Origin of the sequence: Glycomyces algeriensis (assembly GCF_027622855.1) — a bacterium.
GTDB lineage: Bacteria > Actinomycetota > Actinomycetes > Mycobacteriales > Micromonosporaceae > Glycomyces > Glycomyces algeriensis.
Map to the genome: position 1 here is coordinate 14,395 of NZ_JAPZVR010000003.1, position 14,931 is coordinate 29,325.

General features: G+C 71.1%; 13 protein-coding genes. 4 read left to right on the forward strand and 9 right to left on the reverse strand.

All coding sequences use genetic code 11. The features are described 5' to 3' along the window. Positions 1 to 26: 26 nt before the first annotated feature. Positions 27 to 2,021 carry a TPM domain-containing protein gene (locus O2L52_RS06320; RefSeq protein WP_270114495.1) on the forward strand — a complete coding sequence of 665 codons (1,995 nt, stop codon included), beginning with the start codon at positions 27 to 29 and terminating at the stop codon, positions 2,019 to 2,021. 52 nt (positions 2,022 to 2,073) lie between these two features. After that, entirely contained in the window at positions 2,074 to 2,790 is a 717-nt protein-coding gene (locus tag O2L52_RS06325; RefSeq protein ID WP_270114496.1) for a PspA/IM30 family protein, read from the forward strand. A 57-nt stretch (positions 2,791 to 2,847) separates the two neighbouring features. Here O2L52_RS06325 and O2L52_RS06330 read toward each other — a convergent pair whose 3' ends face one another. The 3 genes from O2L52_RS06330 to mshC form a co-directional block, all read right to left on the reverse strand. Next, positions 2,848 to 3,735 (reverse strand): phenylalanine 4-monooxygenase, encoded by an 888-nt coding sequence (locus tag O2L52_RS06330; protein ID WP_270114497.1) that lies wholly within the window; start codon positions 3,733 to 3,735, stop codon positions 2,848 to 2,850. Between the two features lie 121 nt (positions 3,736 to 3,856). Next, positions 3,857 to 5,494 (reverse strand): enoyl-CoA hydratase-related protein, encoded by a 1,638-nt coding sequence (locus O2L52_RS06335; protein ID WP_270114498.1) that lies wholly within the window; start codon positions 5,492 to 5,494, stop codon positions 3,857 to 3,859. 89 nt (positions 5,495 to 5,583) lie between these two features. After that, positions 5,584 to 6,825, reverse strand: coding sequence for a cysteine--1-D-myo-inosityl 2-amino-2-deoxy-alpha-D-glucopyranoside ligase (gene mshC / locus O2L52_RS06340; protein WP_270114499.1), 1,242 nt, complete (start codon positions 6,823 to 6,825; stop codon positions 5,584 to 5,586). Positions 6,826 to 6,955: 130 nt separating this feature from the next. On the opposite strand from mshC, the gene O2L52_RS06345 reads away from it, so the two are divergent. Then, a complete protein-coding gene (locus tag O2L52_RS06345; protein ID WP_270114500.1) occupies positions 6,956 to 7,930 on the forward strand; it encodes an aldo/keto reductase in 975 nt (324 codons plus the stop codon). A 78-nt stretch (positions 7,931 to 8,008) separates the two neighbouring features. On the opposite strand, the gene O2L52_RS06350 is transcribed toward O2L52_RS06345, so the two are convergent. Continuing rightward, positions 8,009 to 8,485 carry a VOC family protein gene (locus O2L52_RS06350; protein ID WP_270114501.1) on the reverse strand — a complete coding sequence of 159 codons (477 nt, stop codon included), beginning with the start codon at positions 8,483 to 8,485 and terminating at the stop codon, positions 8,009 to 8,011. A 73-nt stretch (positions 8,486 to 8,558) separates the two neighbouring features. On the opposite strand from O2L52_RS06350, the gene O2L52_RS06355 reads away from it, so the two are divergent. After that, positions 8,559 to 9,395, forward strand: coding sequence for an AraC family transcriptional regulator (locus O2L52_RS06355; RefSeq protein WP_270114502.1), 837 nt, complete (start codon positions 8,559 to 8,561; stop codon positions 9,393 to 9,395). A gap of 11 nt (positions 9,396 to 9,406) precedes the next feature. On the opposite strand, the gene O2L52_RS06360 is transcribed toward O2L52_RS06355, so the two are convergent. The 5 genes from O2L52_RS06360 to O2L52_RS06380 form a co-directional block, all read right to left on the reverse strand. Continuing rightward, positions 9,407 to 9,781, reverse strand: a complete 375-nt coding sequence (locus tag O2L52_RS06360; protein ID WP_270114503.1) for a cupin domain-containing protein — start codon at positions 9,779 to 9,781, stop codon at positions 9,407 to 9,409. Between the two features lie 143 nt (positions 9,782 to 9,924). After that, positions 9,925 to 11,565: a ribosomal protection-like ABC-F family protein gene (gene abc-f / locus O2L52_RS06365; RefSeq protein ID WP_373897066.1), complete on the reverse strand. Its 1,641-nt coding sequence runs from the start codon at positions 11,563 to 11,565 to the stop codon at positions 9,925 to 9,927. A 256-nt stretch (positions 11,566 to 11,821) separates the two neighbouring features. Further along, positions 11,822 to 13,144, reverse strand: a complete 1,323-nt coding sequence (locus tag O2L52_RS06370; protein ID WP_270114505.1) for a M20/M25/M40 family metallo-hydrolase — start codon at positions 13,142 to 13,144, stop codon at positions 11,822 to 11,824. Between the two features lie 101 nt (positions 13,145 to 13,245). Continuing rightward, positions 13,246 to 14,436 carry a cation:proton antiporter gene (locus tag O2L52_RS06375; protein WP_270114506.1) on the reverse strand — a complete coding sequence of 397 codons (1,191 nt, stop codon included), beginning with the start codon at positions 14,434 to 14,436 and terminating at the stop codon, positions 13,246 to 13,248. Then, a complete protein-coding gene (locus O2L52_RS06380) occupies positions 14,436 to 14,921 on the reverse strand; it encodes a cation:proton antiporter regulatory subunit (protein ID WP_270114507.1) in 486 nt (161 codons plus the stop codon). The genes O2L52_RS06375 and O2L52_RS06380 overlap by 1 nt, the downstream gene beginning before the upstream one ends. Positions 14,922 to 14,931: the final 10 nt, after the last annotated feature.

Below are 14,931 nucleotides of genomic sequence, written 5' to 3' on the forward strand. Positions count from 1 at the left end.
TCAGACCCGGGAAGGCAGGGGCGCGGATGGCGGCGACAGTGAAGTACGCGGCGGCCGCGCTGGCCGCGTTCTGGCTCGTCCTCTCCGGCAGCGCCGCCTTCGCCGTGCCGCCGATCGATCTGGATTCCGGCGCGGTCACCGACCAGGTCGGCGCGGTCGGCGACCGCGGCCCAGAGGTGGACGCGGCGATCGACCGGCTCCGCGCCGACGCCGCGATCGGCCTCTACGTGGCCTATGTGGACTCGTTCTCGGGCAATGCGCCGCAGGAGTGGGCGAACGAGACCGCCGTGCGGAGCGGCCTGGGCACCAACGACATCCTGCTCGCGATCGCCACCGGCGACCGCCGCTACTCGTGGTCGGTCGAGGCCGGGTTCCCGCTCTCGGACGAGCAGCTGAACGAGGTCGCCGCATCGGCGATCGAACCCGAACTCGCCGAGGACGACTGGGCCGGCGCGGCGATCGCCGCCGCCGACGGCTACCGGGAGCAGGCCGACGGCGGAGCGGGCGGCAGCGGCGCGGGCTGGCTCGTGCTCCTCCTGGTCCTCATCGTGATCGCGATCGTCGCCTTCCTCATCTGGCGCAAGCGCCGCGGCAAGCGCGGCACGCCGACCGGCAAGCAGATCCAGCGCATGTCGACGCAGGACCTCGACCGCGAGGCGAGCCGGCTCCTCGTGGAGGGCGACGACGCGGTCCGCACCAGCGACCAGGACCTCGGATTCGCCGTCGCCGAGTTCGGGCAGGAGAGCACCGCCCGGTTCTCCGCCGCCCTCGACACCGCCAAGAGCGAACTCGCCGAGGCCTTCCGGCTGCGCCAGACCCTCGACGACGACGTGCCCGAGACCGAGGAGCAGCGCCGCGCGCTGCTGAGCGAGATCGTCGACCGGCTCACCAAGGCCGACGCGGAGCTCGACGGGGCCGCCGCCGAGTTCGAGGAGCTGCGCGACCTCGGCCGCCGCGCACCCGAGGCCATCGAGAAGCTCACCGCCGATGCGAAAGCGCTCGCCGGGCGCACCGGCCCCGCGAGGGAGGCGCTGGCGGCACTCGCGGCGGCCTACCCCGCCTCGGCCTACGACACCGTCGCCGCGAACGCCGACGACGCCGAGGACCGGCTGGCGTTCGCCGACCGGAGCCTCACCGAGGCCCGCGACGCGCTCGCGAAGAACGAGAGCGGCCGGGCCGCGGGTGGCGTGCGCGCCGCCGAAGGCGGTCTCGCCCAGGCGAAGCAACTGCTCGACGCGGTGACCGGACGTCAGGCCGAACTCGCCGGGGCCGCCCAAGGGCTGCCCGGGCTGCTCGCCTCGCTCCAGCAGGACATCGGCGAGGCCGAGCGCAAGGCCGACGGCTCCCCCGGCGGGGAGCGGCTGCGTCGCGCCGCCGCCGACGCGCGGGCCGTCACCGCCGCCATCGACGCGGCCAAGGCCGCCGGGCCCCTCGACCCGCTCGAGAGCACCCGCCGCCTCGAGCAGGCCCAGGCCGCCGTCGGCGGGGAGCTGCAGGCCGTGCGCGACGAGCAGGAGCAGCGCGAGAGCGCGAAAGCCCAACTGGCGCATACGATCGCGAACGCCTCGGCCACGGCCGCCGCGGTGGAGGACTACATCAACACCAACCGCGGCGGCGTCGGCACCGAGGCACGCACCCGTCTGAACGAGGCGAACCAGCAGCTCGACGCCGCCCGCGCGCTCGCCCCCTCCGATCCGGTGCAGGCCCTGGCGGGGGCGCAGCGGGCCGACCAGCTCGCCGCGGCCGCCTCGCGGCTCGCCCAGCAGGACGTGAGCGCCTACCGAAGCCCGTCGGGGCCGGGCGGCGGCATGGGCGGCGGCTTGGGCGGTGGCGGGGGCGGCAACGCGGGCGCGATGCTCGGCGGCATCCTCCTCGGCGGGCTCCTGGGCGGCTCCGGAGGCGGCCGCGGCGGCGGGTTCGGCGGCGGGTTCGGCGCGCCGAGCTCCTCACGGCGCCGCGGGCCCTCGCCGGGATCCTTCGGCGGCGCGGGCACCCGCAGGGGCGGCGGTGGCCGATTCTGACGACCGCGAGCACAGCGACCACTGACAACCGATCCGAAAGGTGTGGGGACCAATGACCAAGAAGCAGTCGATCTTCGGCCGCATCGGCCAGCTGCTGAAAGCGAACATCAACGACGCCATCGACTCCGCGGAGGACCCGGAGAAGATGCTCGCCCAGATGGAGCGCGACTACAAGAACAGCATCGCCGACGCCGAGAGCTCCATCGCCGAGACCATCGGCAACCTCCGGATGATGGAGGAGGACGCCGCCGCCGACAAGGAGGCGGCCCAGGAGTGGGAGAACAAGGCCCGCAACGCCAGCCGCAAGGCCGACGAGCTGCGGGCGGCGGGCAACACCGCCGAGGCCGACAAGTTCGACAACCTCGTCAAGGTGGCCCTGGGCAAGCAGCTCCAGGCGGAGAAGGAGATCAAGGCCTCCGCGCCGACCATCCAGAGCCAGCAGGAGGTCGTCGACAAGCTCAAGAGCGCGCTCAACCAGATGAAGACCAAACTCACCGAGCTGCAGTCCAAGCGCAGCAGCCTGGCCGCGCGCGCGAAGACCGCGCAGGCGCAGAAGCAGGTGAACGAGGCGATCGGCAGCGTCGACATCATGGACCCGCTCAGCGAGGTCAACCGCTTCGAGGAGAAGGTGCGCCGCGAGGAGGCCAAGGTCCGGGGCCAGTCCGAGCTCGCGATGTCCTCGCTGGACCAGCAGTTCGAGAGCCTCGACGGACTCGCCGACGACGCCGAGATCGAGGCGCGCATGGCCGCGCTCAAGAGCGGCGGTTGAACCGCGGGACGAGGTGCGAGCGGCCGGGCGGGGCGCCCGGCCGCTTCGCTGTGCCGGCTAGCGGGCGTCCGCCTTCAGGCGCTCGATCGACTCGTCGTCGCAGGTCGTCCAGAACTCCCCCACCACGTCCTCCAGCTGCTCCATCGAGCCGGCGTCGAAGAGGTGGTCCTGGTACTTCGTGATGTCGTAGTCGATGGTGCCCATCGTGACCAGGTCGAGCGGCATGATCTCCATGCCCCGGAACTCGTCGATCTCCCCGTACGAGGACAGGATGCCCGCGCCGTAGGCCTTCAGGCCGTCCTTCTCGCTCATGACCCCGAACTCGAGGGTGAACCAGAAGACGCGGGAGACGAACTCGAGCGCGTCCTCGGAGTGGACGCGGCGGGCCGCCTCGCCCGCGGCCCGGTACAGGGCGGCGAAGCGCGGCGAGGCGAGGGCGTTGGCGTGGCCGATGACCTCGTGGATGACGTCCGGCTCCGGCGTGTACAGCGGCACCGAGTGGTGGCGGATGTACTGGGTCGCGTGGAACCTCCCGTCCGAGAGCACCCCGTAGAACTCGCGCAGGGGCACCAGGCCTGCCGCGGGCAGGTAGCTGAAGCCGGTGAGCGGCTCCAGGGCCTCGGAGACCTCGTGGAGCTGCGGGATGTGGTCGGCGGGGAGTTTGAGGCGCTCGGCGCCCTCCAGGTACTCGTGTGCGGCCAGGGCCTGGTGCTTCACGGAGAGTTCGGCGCTGACCAGCCGCCAGATCTCGTGCTCGGTGTCGGAGTAGGAAACGGTCGGCATGGGTAGGCCGGGCTTCCAGTCCAGTGCGAGGGCCGCGATGGCGTTGCGCCGGTCGCGGTACTCGGGGTCGGCGAAGCCCGGGTGGTTCTCACCCAGTTCCACGACGACCGTGCCGTCGGCGTCGGTGTTGACCGGCGCGAAGTACTGTCCTTCTTCGAACATGTGAACAGTCCATCAGGTGGGACGGCCCCTGTCAACGCACTGGCGAGACTGGCAAACCCTCTCCGGCCCCGCCTCGCGTGAAGCGGGGCCTCCCTCCTCATTTGAAGCGGAGCTGCTCTCCTCACTTGAAGCGGAGCTTCTCCGGGGTCTCGGTCGGGGCCGACTTGCCGAGGAACGCGCGGCGCTTCCCGTGGAAGCCGTGCCGGTCGTCGAACATGTCGCGGGCCATCTCGGCCAGCTCGATCGTCCGGTAGTACGACAGGGGCTTGGACTCGGCGCGGCGGCGGCCCTTCGCGGCGAACATGCGCCCGCGCGTGACCGGGTCGTTGTAGCCGATCGCGACGGCGCGCAGCCAGCGCTGGAACTCGTCCCAGTCGCGCGGGCCGACCGCGCCGATGAGGCCCATCTGCTTGGCCTCGGTGGCGGAGACCGGCAGCTTCTCCCCCAGGAGGCGGGCGGCGGCCTGCTCGCCGACGCGGTTGGCGACCGACCAGGTGTGCAGCTCGGAGCCGTAGATGCCCATGTCGTAGTACGGGTTCAGGACGGTGCCGTCGCGGGCGACGGTGACGTCGGCGCAGAGGGCGGCCATGACCCCGCCCGCGCCCGCGTTCGCGGAGAAGGCGGCGACGGTGAGCTGCTCGGCCTCGGCGATCGCGAGGCACAGGTCGTCGATGGCGTTGATGTTGTCCCAGGCCTCGGCGGCGGGGTCCGCGGCGGCGTCGATGACGCCGAGGTGGATGCCGTTGGAGAAGGCGTGCTCGGTGCCGGTGAGGACGAGGATGCGGGTGTCCTCGGTGAGGGCCTTCTCGACCGCTCCGGTGAGGCGGCGGCACTGCTCGGTGTGCATGGCGCCGTTGTAGGAGCGGATGGTGAGGTAGCCGATGTCGCCTTCGCGGCGGTAGACGGTCTCGGCGATCGCGTCGGGCGCGGGCTTGAAGGGCGCGTGGGCGGCGTCGATGACCATGGCGGCCGGGAGTTTCGGGCCCCGCTTCTTTTCGAGCAGGGCGGCGTAGCCGACCCAGAGGGTGCCGCGGCCGGTGGCGAAGGCGATGGATTCGCAGTCGCGGCCGACGATGGTGCCGGGTTCGGCGCCGGTGTCCTCGCTGACGGCGGCGGCGTCGAAGAGGCAGTAGGTGCGGCCGTCCAGGATTGCGGGCGCGCCGGGTGCGCCGTCGGCGGCGGCGATGCGGCGGGCGAGCTCGGTCGCGGAGGCGCGCCAGTCGAGTTCGAAGGCGCTGCGGCGCAGCAGCGGGAGCTCGCCGGTGCCCGGAACCGGCAGGGGCAGCTCCTCGGCGGGGACCGGGCGGTCGCCGCCCTGGACCTTGCGGATGACGGTGGCGACGCACTCCATGGCGGCGTCGGCCACGCGGCTGTTGTAGAGCGCCGATTTCGTGATGCCCTCAGGGACGTCGAATGTGGAGCAGGCCCAGACGGGGCCGGCGTCCATCTCCTCCACCGCGGAGAGCGCGGTGACGCCCCAGCGGGGACCCTGGCCGAGCAGGGTGTGGTCGAGTGAGGAGGGTCCGCGGTCGCCGACCGGTCCGGGGTGGACGATCACGGTCGTCCAGCGGCGCCAGACCGCTTCGGGCACACGGTGCTTGAGGAACGGGCACAGGATGAGGTCGGGGTCGATGCGCTCGACCGCGCGGACCAGCGTCTCGGGGTCCTTGTGGGCCGGGGCGAGTTCCACGCCGACCTCGTGCCCCTGCTCGCGCAGGGTGCACCAGACGCGCTGGGTGAGTCCGTTGAATGCGGACACCAGCAGCAGGATCTTCAATTCGACTCCAGGAGGACGGGGAGTCGGCCACGCTCAACTTCGAGCGTACCGATACTCGGCATTTCGCACAATCAGCGCGTGCAGTCTATTCCGAGCAGTCCTCGCATCGTGTCGCGGGCGAGCGTCGGGGCCGAGGGGTCTTCGCCCCCATTCGTCAAGGTTTCGTTCGCCCAGGTGTCGACCGCGGCGAGCGCCCCGGCGGTGTCCAGATCGTCGGCCAGCCGCTCCCGAACGGCCTTCAGCATCGCGCCGGCGGGGACGGCGAGTTCGCGGGCGGCGGCCTCGCGCCAGCGGCCCAGGCGCAGTTCGGCCTCGGCCAGCGCGGCGGCGCTCCACTGGCGGTCGGCGCGGTAGTGGTCGGCGAGGAGGGCGAGGCGGACGGCGGCGGGGTCGACGCCTTCGGCGCGGAGTTTGGAGACGAACACGAGGTTGCCGAGGGATTTCGACATCTTCTGGCCGTCGAGGCCGATCATGCCGGTGTGGACGTAGTTGCGCGCGAAGGGGCTGGTGCCGGTGAGGGATTCGGCGTGGGCCGCGGAGAACTCGTGGTGGGGGTAGATGAGGTCGTTGCCGCCGCCCTGCACGTCGATGCTCTCGCCGAGGTGGTCGAGGGCGATGCAGGCGCATTCGATGTGCCAGCCGGGGCGGCCGGGGCCGACGGGCGAGTCCCAGAAGGGTTCACCCGGGCGGGGGGCGTTCCAGAGGACCGCGTCGAGCGGGTCGCGCTTGCCTTCGCGATCGGGGTCGCCGCCGCGTTCGCGGGAGTAGCGGAGCATGGTCTCGCGGTCGTAGTTCGACTCGCCGCCGAAGGCGGGGTGGGCGGCTACGGCGTAGTAGACGTCGCCGGATTCGTGGCGGTAGGCGGCGCCGGACTCGAGGAGGCGGGCGATGGCCTGGCCGACGGAGGGGATGGACTCGACGGCGCCGATGTAGTGGCGGGGCGGGAGGACCTGGAGGGCCTCCATATCCTCGCGGTAGAGGGCGGTCTCGCGCAGGCCCAGCACCTGCCAGTCGGTGCCGTCGCGCTCGGCGCGTTCGAAGAGCGGTTCGTCGACGTCGGTGACGTTCTGGGCGTAGTGGACGTCGATGCCCTGGTCGAGCCAGTACCGGTGCACGAGGTCGAAGGTGATCATCGTGGCGGCGTGGCCGAGGTGGGTGGCGTCGTAGGGGGTGATGCCGCAGACGTACATCGAGGCGCGCTCGGCGCCGGGCTTGACCGTCTCGCGCAGGCCCGCCGACGCGGTGTCGTGCAGGCACAGGGCCGGTCCGTGGCCGGGGAGGGCGGGCAGGTGCGGGGCGGTCCAGGATTCCATGCCCGCGATCATATTTCGAATACCGGCCGACCGGCCAGTGCCGGGCGTCGGCGTCCGATGCGCACTCGTTGTCCTTCTAAGCGCACCTGAGGCTTTCATGCGAAGGTTGCTCGATGTAACTTGTGTGGTCATGGAACGCCGACCACTTGGACGCAGCGGCATCGAAGTCTCCTCGCTCGGCCTGGGGACGATGACGTGGACCACCGACGAGGCCGGCCTCGAGGACGCCGCGGCGCAGCTGCAGACGTTCGTGGAGGCCGGCGGCACGCTCGTGGACACCGCCGACGTGTTCGGGCAGGGCGCGTCCGAAGCGGTGATCGGGCAGCTCATCGGCAAGATCGCGGCCCGGTCGCAGCTGCACATCGCGACCAAGGCCGGGGTGCGCACGGACGGGGCGCCGCGCAAGCGCGACACGTCGCGCGGGTGGCTGATGCGGTCGCTCGAGGGCTCGCTGCGGCGGCTCGGGACCGATTACATCGACCTGTGGATCCTGCACGTGTACGACCCGGACACACCGCTGGAGGAGACCATGTCGGTGCTCGACGCGGCCGTGTCGAGCGGCAAGGTCCGCTACGTGGGACTCTCGAACCACACCGGCTGGCAGACCGCGCGGGCGTTCGCGTGGCAGTCGGCGTGGCCGGGGCGGACCCCGATCGTGGCGAACCAGGTCGAGTACTCGCTGCTGCAGCGCGGGGTCGAGCGGGAGGTCCTGCCGGCCTGCCTCGCCTTGGAGATGGGCGTGCTCGCGTGGTCGCCGCTGGGGCGCGGCGTGCTGACAGGCAAGTACCGGTTCGGGCGGCCCGCCGATTCGCGGGCGGTCTCGGCGCAGTGGTCGCGGTTCGCCGGGGTGTACCTGGACGAGCGCTCGGCGGGGATCGTCGAGGCGTGCGCGACCGCGGCCGAAGGGCTCGGGGTGAGCCCGCTGGAGGTGGCGCTGGCGTGGGTGCGCGACCAGCCGGGGGTGGCCTCGGCGATCGTGGGCGCCCGGAACGCGACGCAGCTGCGGGCGTCGCTCGCGGCCGAGCAGCTGTTCCTGCCGCCGGAGATCCGCCTGGCGCTGGACGACGTCTCCGCACCGACCGTGGGGTACCCGGAGAGCTACTGAAGGGCGGGCCCGGCGGGCCCGCCCCTTGGTTTCCTTGCCGCTATTTGCCGTCGCCCAGCAGCGCCCATTGCAGGCTCACTAGTTCGCCATGCCTGCGATCCATTCGTCGACGCGGCGCTCGCCCTCTTCGCGCGAGACGTCCTCGACGCGGGTCATGATCGACCAGCGGCGGCCGAACGGGTCGGCGATGGACGCGTACCGGTCGCCGGTGAGGAACACCGCGGGCTCCTCGCGCACGGTGGCGCCGGCCTCGACGGCCTTGGCGTACACCGCATCGCAGTCCTCGACGTAGAGGACGAGGCTCGCGGTGATCTGTTCCGGGTCGGGCGAGGCCATGCCCCAGGCCGGGTTCGCGTCGCCGAGCTGCAGGATCGAATTCCCGATCCTGATCTCGCAGTGCGCGATGGTGCCGTCGGGCATGTCGTTGCGGGTCAGGACTTCCGCGCCGAAGACCTCTTTGTAGAACTCGACGGCCTTGGCGCCGTCGTTGACGACGATGAACGGCGTGATGCTGTGGTAGCCGTCCGGGATCGGGTTCACCTTGTTCTCACTCATGGCCCCAGTCTCGCCCGGTGCGGCCGGGCTCGCTTGTAAAAAAACGACGTACCCCCGGGGTAGTTTTCGGGACGTGAACGGAGCTACGGCGAGCGACAAGGGCCTGCTGCGACCGCAGGAGGCCGTGCACTTCATCGACCTGCGGCGATACCGCGAGACGGGCCTGCTCGGGCAGTACGTCGAGCGGTACTGGTCGGTCCACTGGGACCTGCCGGAGGGCGCTTCGTACGAGTCGGTGGTGATCCCGCACCCGTGCGTGAACCTGAGCTTCATGCCGGTGATCGGCGCCGAGCTGCACGGGCCCGGCATCGCGGTCTCGCGGCACCCGCTCACCGGCCGCGGCCGCGTGTTCGGCGTGAAGTTCCGGCCGGGCGGGTTCACGGCGTTCAGCGGCGTGGCGGGTGCGGCGCTGGCGGACTGGTCGGCGGGCGCGGCCACCGTGTTCGGCCCCGAGGCCGACGAGTTGAACGCGATCGTGATGAGCGGCGGGGACATCGACGCCATCCAGGTGGTGTCCCGGTTCCTCGCCGAGCGCGTCCCGGAGCGGCCCGACCCCCGCTACGGGCGGGTGCTCGCGGTGGTGCGAGCGATGCTCGAGGACCGCTCGATCACGCGCGTTGACGAGGTGGCAGCCCGCTTCGCCATGTCCCCCAAGACACTCCAGCGGCTCTTCCAGGACTTCCTGGGGCTCGGCCCGAAGACCTTGATCCAGCGGTACCGCCTCCACGACGCGGCCGACCGCCTCGCCGAGGACCCGCAGGCGGACCTGGCCCGCCTCGCGGCCGAGCTCGGCTGGTCCGACCACGCCCACTTCACCCACGACTTCAAGAACCTCATCGGCTACCCGCCCTCCGAGTACGCCGCGCAGTGCGCGACGGCCGGGAGGGAGCTGGTCATGGCGCACCGGTGACCGCTAGACGGTCAGCCCATCGACTCCATGTTCTTCGAGACCACCTCGATCGTGCGGGTGAGCTCGGCGGTGGGGCTGAACTCGACGAGGTCGGTCCCGGCGTACAGGACCGGCGTGTGCCCGGGGCCGACGTGGTACGCGTCCCCGGTCTCGAACGTCTCGTCGCCGTCGGCGGTCTTGAACGTGACCTTGCCGCTGAACACGTAGCCCCAGTGCGGGCACTGGCAGCGGTCGTCCGGCAGCCCTTTGAAGTACTCGGTGAGATCGGCGTCGGCGGTGTAGGACTCGAACACCACCGTGTAACCGGTGTCCAGCTCGGTGGTGCGGCCTTCATAGCCTTCGAGCCGGATGGTGTCCTCGGCTGTCGCCTTCGATGTCTTCGGCATTGTCGTGCCTCCTCGGATCGCGAGGGCCTGCCTCCATCATCGCCCCGGCAGCCGGTCTGAGGCCGCGAACGCCCGATCGGACCGGTGCGCCGACCGGCCGGGTCTGGCCCGAGGGCCGGATCGCGGTGCGGCGATCCGGCCCCTCAGGCGAGGATCGTGCCGGCGTCCATCTCCAGGTGGCGGCCTTGGAAGGACTCGCGGAGGCGGCGGTCGTGGCTGACCAGGACCACCGTTCCCGCATAGCCCCGCAGCGCCTCCTGCAACTGCTCGGCCAGCAGCGGCGACAGGTGGTTGGTCGGCTCGTCCAAGAGCAGGACGTCGACCGGCCGCGACACGAGCCTGGCGAGTTCGAGGCGGCGGCGCTGGCCGACCGAGAGCGCCGACACCTGGGTGCCGAACTGGTCGTGGCCGAACAGGCCCAGCCGGTCGAGCGCCTCGGCGTGCTCTTCGAGCGTGCCGACGCGGCCTGCGGCGAAGGCCCGCAGGACCGACTGGCGGCCCGAGCCCGGGCCGGCGAGCTGGCGCAGGTGGCCGATCGCACCAGTGCGTTCGACCTCGCCTTGGTCGGGCTCGAGTTCACCGGCGAGGACCCGCATCAACGTGGTCTTGCCCGCGCCGTTCGGACCGGTGATGAGGATCCGCTCGCCCCGGGCGATCGTCAGCTCGTCCACCTTGAGCCGGTCGGCCACGCGGATGTCCTTCAGCGCCAAGGCGGTGGCCTTGGTGTCCGCGCCGGTGGTCTCCAGGCCCGACTCGAACCGCATCGGCTCGGGCGGCCTCGGGACCGGGTGCTCCCGGAGCCGTTCGAGCATCTGCTTCGCGACCCTGATGCGGCTGCCCGCGCCGTGGTCGCGGTTGCGGGCCCGGAACGCGCCGGTGGACATGTTGGCCATCGGGAGCTTGCGCGGGATCGCGGCCATGCGGCCCGCGTTGTGGTCCACGATGCCTTCCTGGCGTTCGACTTCGGCGGTCCAGCGTTCGTAGGCCTCCTGCGCCTGCTGGCGTTCGGTCTCCTTTGCGACGAGGTACCCGGCGTACCCGTTGCCGTAGCGCCGGGCGCTGCGGTCGGCCACTTCGAGCATGGTGGTGGTGATGGCCTCCAGGAACGCCCGGTCGTGGGTCACGGCGACCACGGTGCCGGGCCAGTCGCGCAGTTGCGCTTCCAGCCAGGTCACGGCGTTGTCGTCGAGGTCGTTCGACGGTTCGTCGAGCAGCAGGAGCGCGGGCCTGGCCGCGAGGGTCGCGGCCAGCATGAGCCGCGACCGCTCGCCGCCCGAGAGCGTCCCCAAGGGACGGCCCCGGTCGAGGCCTGGCAGTCCGAGGACCTCCAGTGCCCGATCGACGCGGAGGTCGGCGTCCCAGCCTTCGCGGGCTTCGAAGTGCGCCAGGAGATCGGCGTACCGCTCGCCCGCGGCTTCGTTGTCGTCGGCGAGCTCCCGTTCGGTCTCGCGCATCTGCCGCTCGATCTCGCGGAGGTCCGCGAGGGCGAGGTCGATGGCGTCGGCGACCGTGTCGTGCTCGGGCAGGTCGAGCTGCTGCGGCAGGTAGCCGATGCCTCCAGGGGAGGCGATCGTCAGTTCGCCGTTGTCGGGCGCCTCGCCCGCGCTGTCAGGCCTTGCGGCCGCGGCGATGAGCCTGAGCAGGGTGGACTTGCCGGAGCCGTTGTCGCCGATGATCCCGAGCTTCTCCCCCGGCTTGACGGTGAAGCTGACGCGGTCGAGGACGAGGTGGTCGGCGTAGCGCTTGGTGATGTCTACAAGGGTCAGTTGGGCATGGCGGAACATGCGCGCCTCCAGAAAGCAGTCGTTCGCGAGGGAGATGGTCGACGGCACGCGGGAAGCGTTCAGGGCTTCGTGGAATGCGATGCGTGCCTCGGCGGCCGCCGCGGAGCACTGCTCTACGCGAAGGCCTGGCTGCTTTCTAAAGGAAAATCAACATCGTGCTCGATTATAGCGGTGAATCGGAGTGCGTGTCCAGAATCTGACGGGCCCTGGCGCGGTGAGGGTGCTCACCGCGCTAGGGCCCGTTGGGTTCTCGCGACTAGGACTGGGAGATGAAGCGGTCCATGACGTCGACGCCGAACTTGAGGCCGTCGAGCGGGACGCGCTCGTCGATGCCGTGGAAGAGGGCGGTGAAGTCGAGGTCGGCGGGGAGCTTGAGCGGCGCGAAGCCGAAGCAGCGGATGCCGAGGGTGGCGAAGGCCTTGGCGTCGGTGCCGCCCGAGAGCATGTACGGGACGGTGCGGGCGCCGGGGTCGGCCTGGCGGATCGCCTCGGCCATCGCGTCGACCAGCACGCCGTCGAAGGAGGTCTCGTAGCCGGGCTGGCGGATCTCGTACTCGAAGTCGATGCCCGGGCCGGCGAGCTCGCGCAGGATCGCCTCGAGCTCGTCGTTGCGGCCCGGCAGCGAGCGGCAGTCGATGACGGCGTCGGCGGTCGAGGGGATGACGTTGGTCTTGTAGCCGGCGTTGAGGCGGGTGGGGTTGGCCGTGTTGCGCAGGGTCGCGCCGATGAGGCGGGCGACCGGGCCGAGCTTGGCCACGGTCTCATCGGGGTTGTTCGGGTCGAACGCGATGCCGGTGAGCTCGGAGACCGATTCGAGGAACTGGCGCACCGTGGGGGTCATCTCGACCGGGAACTCGTGCTGGCCGATGTTCGCGACGGCGCGCGTGAGGCGGGTGACGGCGTTGTCGTCGTGGAGCATCGAGCCGTGGCCGGGGCGGCCGGTGGCGCGCAGGCGGAGCCAGTCGAGGCCCTTCTCGGCGGTCTGGACCACGTAGACGCGCAGGTCGTTGGGGAGGGTCATGGAGAACCCGCCGACCTCGCCGACCGCTTCGGTGACGCCCTCGAAGACCTCGGGGTGCTCCTCGACCATGAAGCGGGCGCCGTAGTCGGAGCCGGCCTCTTCATCGGCGGTGAAGAGGAGGACGAGGTCGCGCGGGGGGACCTTGCCGCGGCGCTTCCAGTCGCGCACGAGCGCGATGAGCATGGCGTCGAAGTCCTTCATGTCGACCGCGCCGCGGCCGAAGAGGTACCCGTCCTTGATCTCGCCGGAGAAGGGGTGGACGGTCCACTCGTCGGGTTCGGCGGGGACGACGTCGAGGTGGCCGTGGAGGAGGAGGGCCCCGCGGGAGGAGTCGGCGCCGGGGTAGCGGCAGGCGACCGAGGCGCGGCCGGGCGCGGACTCGTAGATCTTCGGTTCGAGGCCGACCTCGGCGAGCATCGTGGCGACGTACTCGGCGGCGGCGCGCTCGCCCTTCGCGGTCGCGTTGTCGCCGGTGTTCGTGGTGTCGATGCGGATCAGATCGCGGGCGATGTCGACGACCTCGTCCTGCGGGCGGGGCTCTTTCGCGGTTTCAGCCATCCCTGAGTTCTATCAAGCCGGGATGACCGTTCGGCGTGTGCGGTGGCGGGAGTGAAGGATGCGACTCAGCCGCTGGAACCGGCACCCCCGCCACCGTGCGGCTACGAGGCCGCCTGCGCGAGCCGCCTCGCGCGGTTCTTCTTGCGGCGCTTGGCGACGATCGGGCCCGCGAGGCGCGGTGCGAGCGGGCCGACGGCGGCCAGGATCAGCACGTACGCCGCGGCGACCGAGCCGAGCGCGGGGTCGAGGCCCGCCGTGACGCCGAGCCCGGCGATGACGATCGAGAACTCGCCGCGCGGCAGGAGCACGAGTCCGGCGCGGAGCTTGCCGGTGAAGGCGGAGCCGGAGCGGCCGGCCGCCCACCAGCCGGTGGCGAACTTCGTCGCGATCGTGCAGACCGCCAGCGCGATGGCGACCGGGAGCACCGGTGGCAGCGCGGTCGGGTCGGTCTCGAGCCCGAAGTTGACGAAGAAGACCGCCGCGAACAGGTTCTTGAGCGGTTCCAGGGTCTCCTCGGCTTGGCGCGAGACCTCGCCGGAGAGGGCCATGCCGACGATGAACGCGCCGACGGCGGCCGAGACGTGCACCTTCTCCGCGAGTCCGGCGACGACGAGGACGATGCCCATGACCTTGAGCATGAGGATCTCGTCGTTCGGCGAGGCGAGGAACCTGGAGAGCAGCCCGCCGAAGCGGGAGGCGATCAGGAAGGCGGCGGCGACGGCCAGGAGGGCGACGCCGAGGCCGACGGCGGCCTGCGCGAACGCGAGCCCGGCGAGGATGGTGGTGAGGATCGGCAGGTAGAGCGCCATGACCAGGTCTTCGGCGACGAGCAGCGCGAGGATCGTGGGGGTTTCGCGGTTGCCGAGCCAGCCGAGGTCGGAGAGGACCTTCGCGATGATGCCAGAGGAGGACACGTAGGTGACGCCGCCGAAGACGACGGCGGCGACGGGCCCCCAGCCGAGCAGGAGCGCGCAGACCACCCCGGGGGTGGCGTTGAGGACGAGGTCGACGACGGCGCCGAGCCAGGAGGTCTTCATGGTGCCGAGCAGTTCGCGCGGCGTGTACTCCAGGCCGAGGGTGAACAGGAGGAGGACGACGCCCACTTCGGCGCCGACGTCGAGGAAACCGGTGATCGCGTGCATCTCGTAGATGCCGCCGTGGCCGAAGGCGAGGCCGGCGAGAAGGTAGAGCGGGATGGCGGAGATGCCGAACTTGCCGGCGAATGCTCCGAGCAGACCGAGGGCTCCGATGAGGAGGCCGAGTTCAAGGAGGAGCTCGACGGTCCCGTGCATTATTCGAGACCGCGCAGGATCCGGTCGACGGCGTCGACGGCCTCTTGCGTCCCGATGGTCACGAGGCGGTCGCCTACGTGCAGGATCGCTGAGGGGGGCGGGCCGGTCTCGACGCCGTCCGCGCGGACGATGGCGACGATGGAGGCGCCGGTGCGGGTGCGGGCGCGGGTGTCGCCGAGGGGCCGCTCGGCGTAGGGGCTGGTGGCGTCGACCTTCAACTGGCGGGAGACGAGGTTGTCGATCTCGTGGTGGAGCCGGTTGAGCTTCTCGACGATGCGGGCGCCGCCGAGGAGTTCGCCGATCGCGGCGGACTCGTCGGCGGAGAACACGATGCAGTCGAGCATCGAGTCCGGGTCGTCGGGGTCGTAGATGATGAAGTCGCGGCGGCCTTCGCGGTGGGCGACGATGCCTAGGCGCACATGGCGTTTGGTCTCGAATTCGAACCGCACGCCGATTCCGGGCAGCTCGGTGCGCTCCACGTCCACTGGTTCACTC

Excerpts from the sequence above, each read along its gene's own strand:
- O2L52_RS06320 (WP_270114495.1), top strand. The coding sequence starts at position 27 with ATGGCGGCGACAGTGAAGTACGCGGCGGCCGCGCTGGCCGCGTTCTGG.
- O2L52_RS06325 (WP_270114496.1), top strand. The coding sequence starts at position 2,074 with ATGACCAAGAAGCAGTCGATCTTCGGCCGCATCGGCCAGCTGCTGAAA.
- O2L52_RS06330 (WP_270114497.1), bottom strand. The coding sequence starts at position 3,735 with ATGTTCGAAGAAGGACAGTACTTCGCGCCGGTCAACACCGACGCCGAC.
- mshC (WP_270114499.1), bottom strand. The coding sequence starts at position 6,825 with ATGGAATCCTGGACCGCCCCGCACCTGCCCGCCCTCCCCGGCCACGGA.
- O2L52_RS06345 (WP_270114500.1), top strand. The coding sequence starts at position 6,956 with ATGGAACGCCGACCACTTGGACGCAGCGGCATCGAAGTCTCCTCGCTC.
- O2L52_RS06350 (WP_270114501.1), bottom strand. The coding sequence starts at position 8,485 with ATGAGTGAGAACAAGGTGAACCCGATCCCGGACGGCTACCACAGCATC.
- O2L52_RS06360 (WP_270114503.1), bottom strand. The coding sequence starts at position 9,781 with ATGCCGAAGACATCGAAGGCGACAGCCGAGGACACCATCCGGCTCGAA.
- abc-f (WP_373897066.1), bottom strand. The coding sequence starts at position 11,565 with ATGTTCCGCCATGCCCAACTGACCCTTGTAGACATCACCAAGCGCTAC.
- O2L52_RS06370 (WP_270114505.1), bottom strand. The coding sequence starts at position 13,144 with ATGGCTGAAACCGCGAAAGAGCCCCGCCCGCAGGACGAGGTCGTCGAC.
- O2L52_RS06375 (WP_270114506.1), bottom strand. The coding sequence starts at position 14,436 with ATGCACGGGACCGTCGAGCTCCTCCTTGAACTCGGCCTCCTCATCGGA.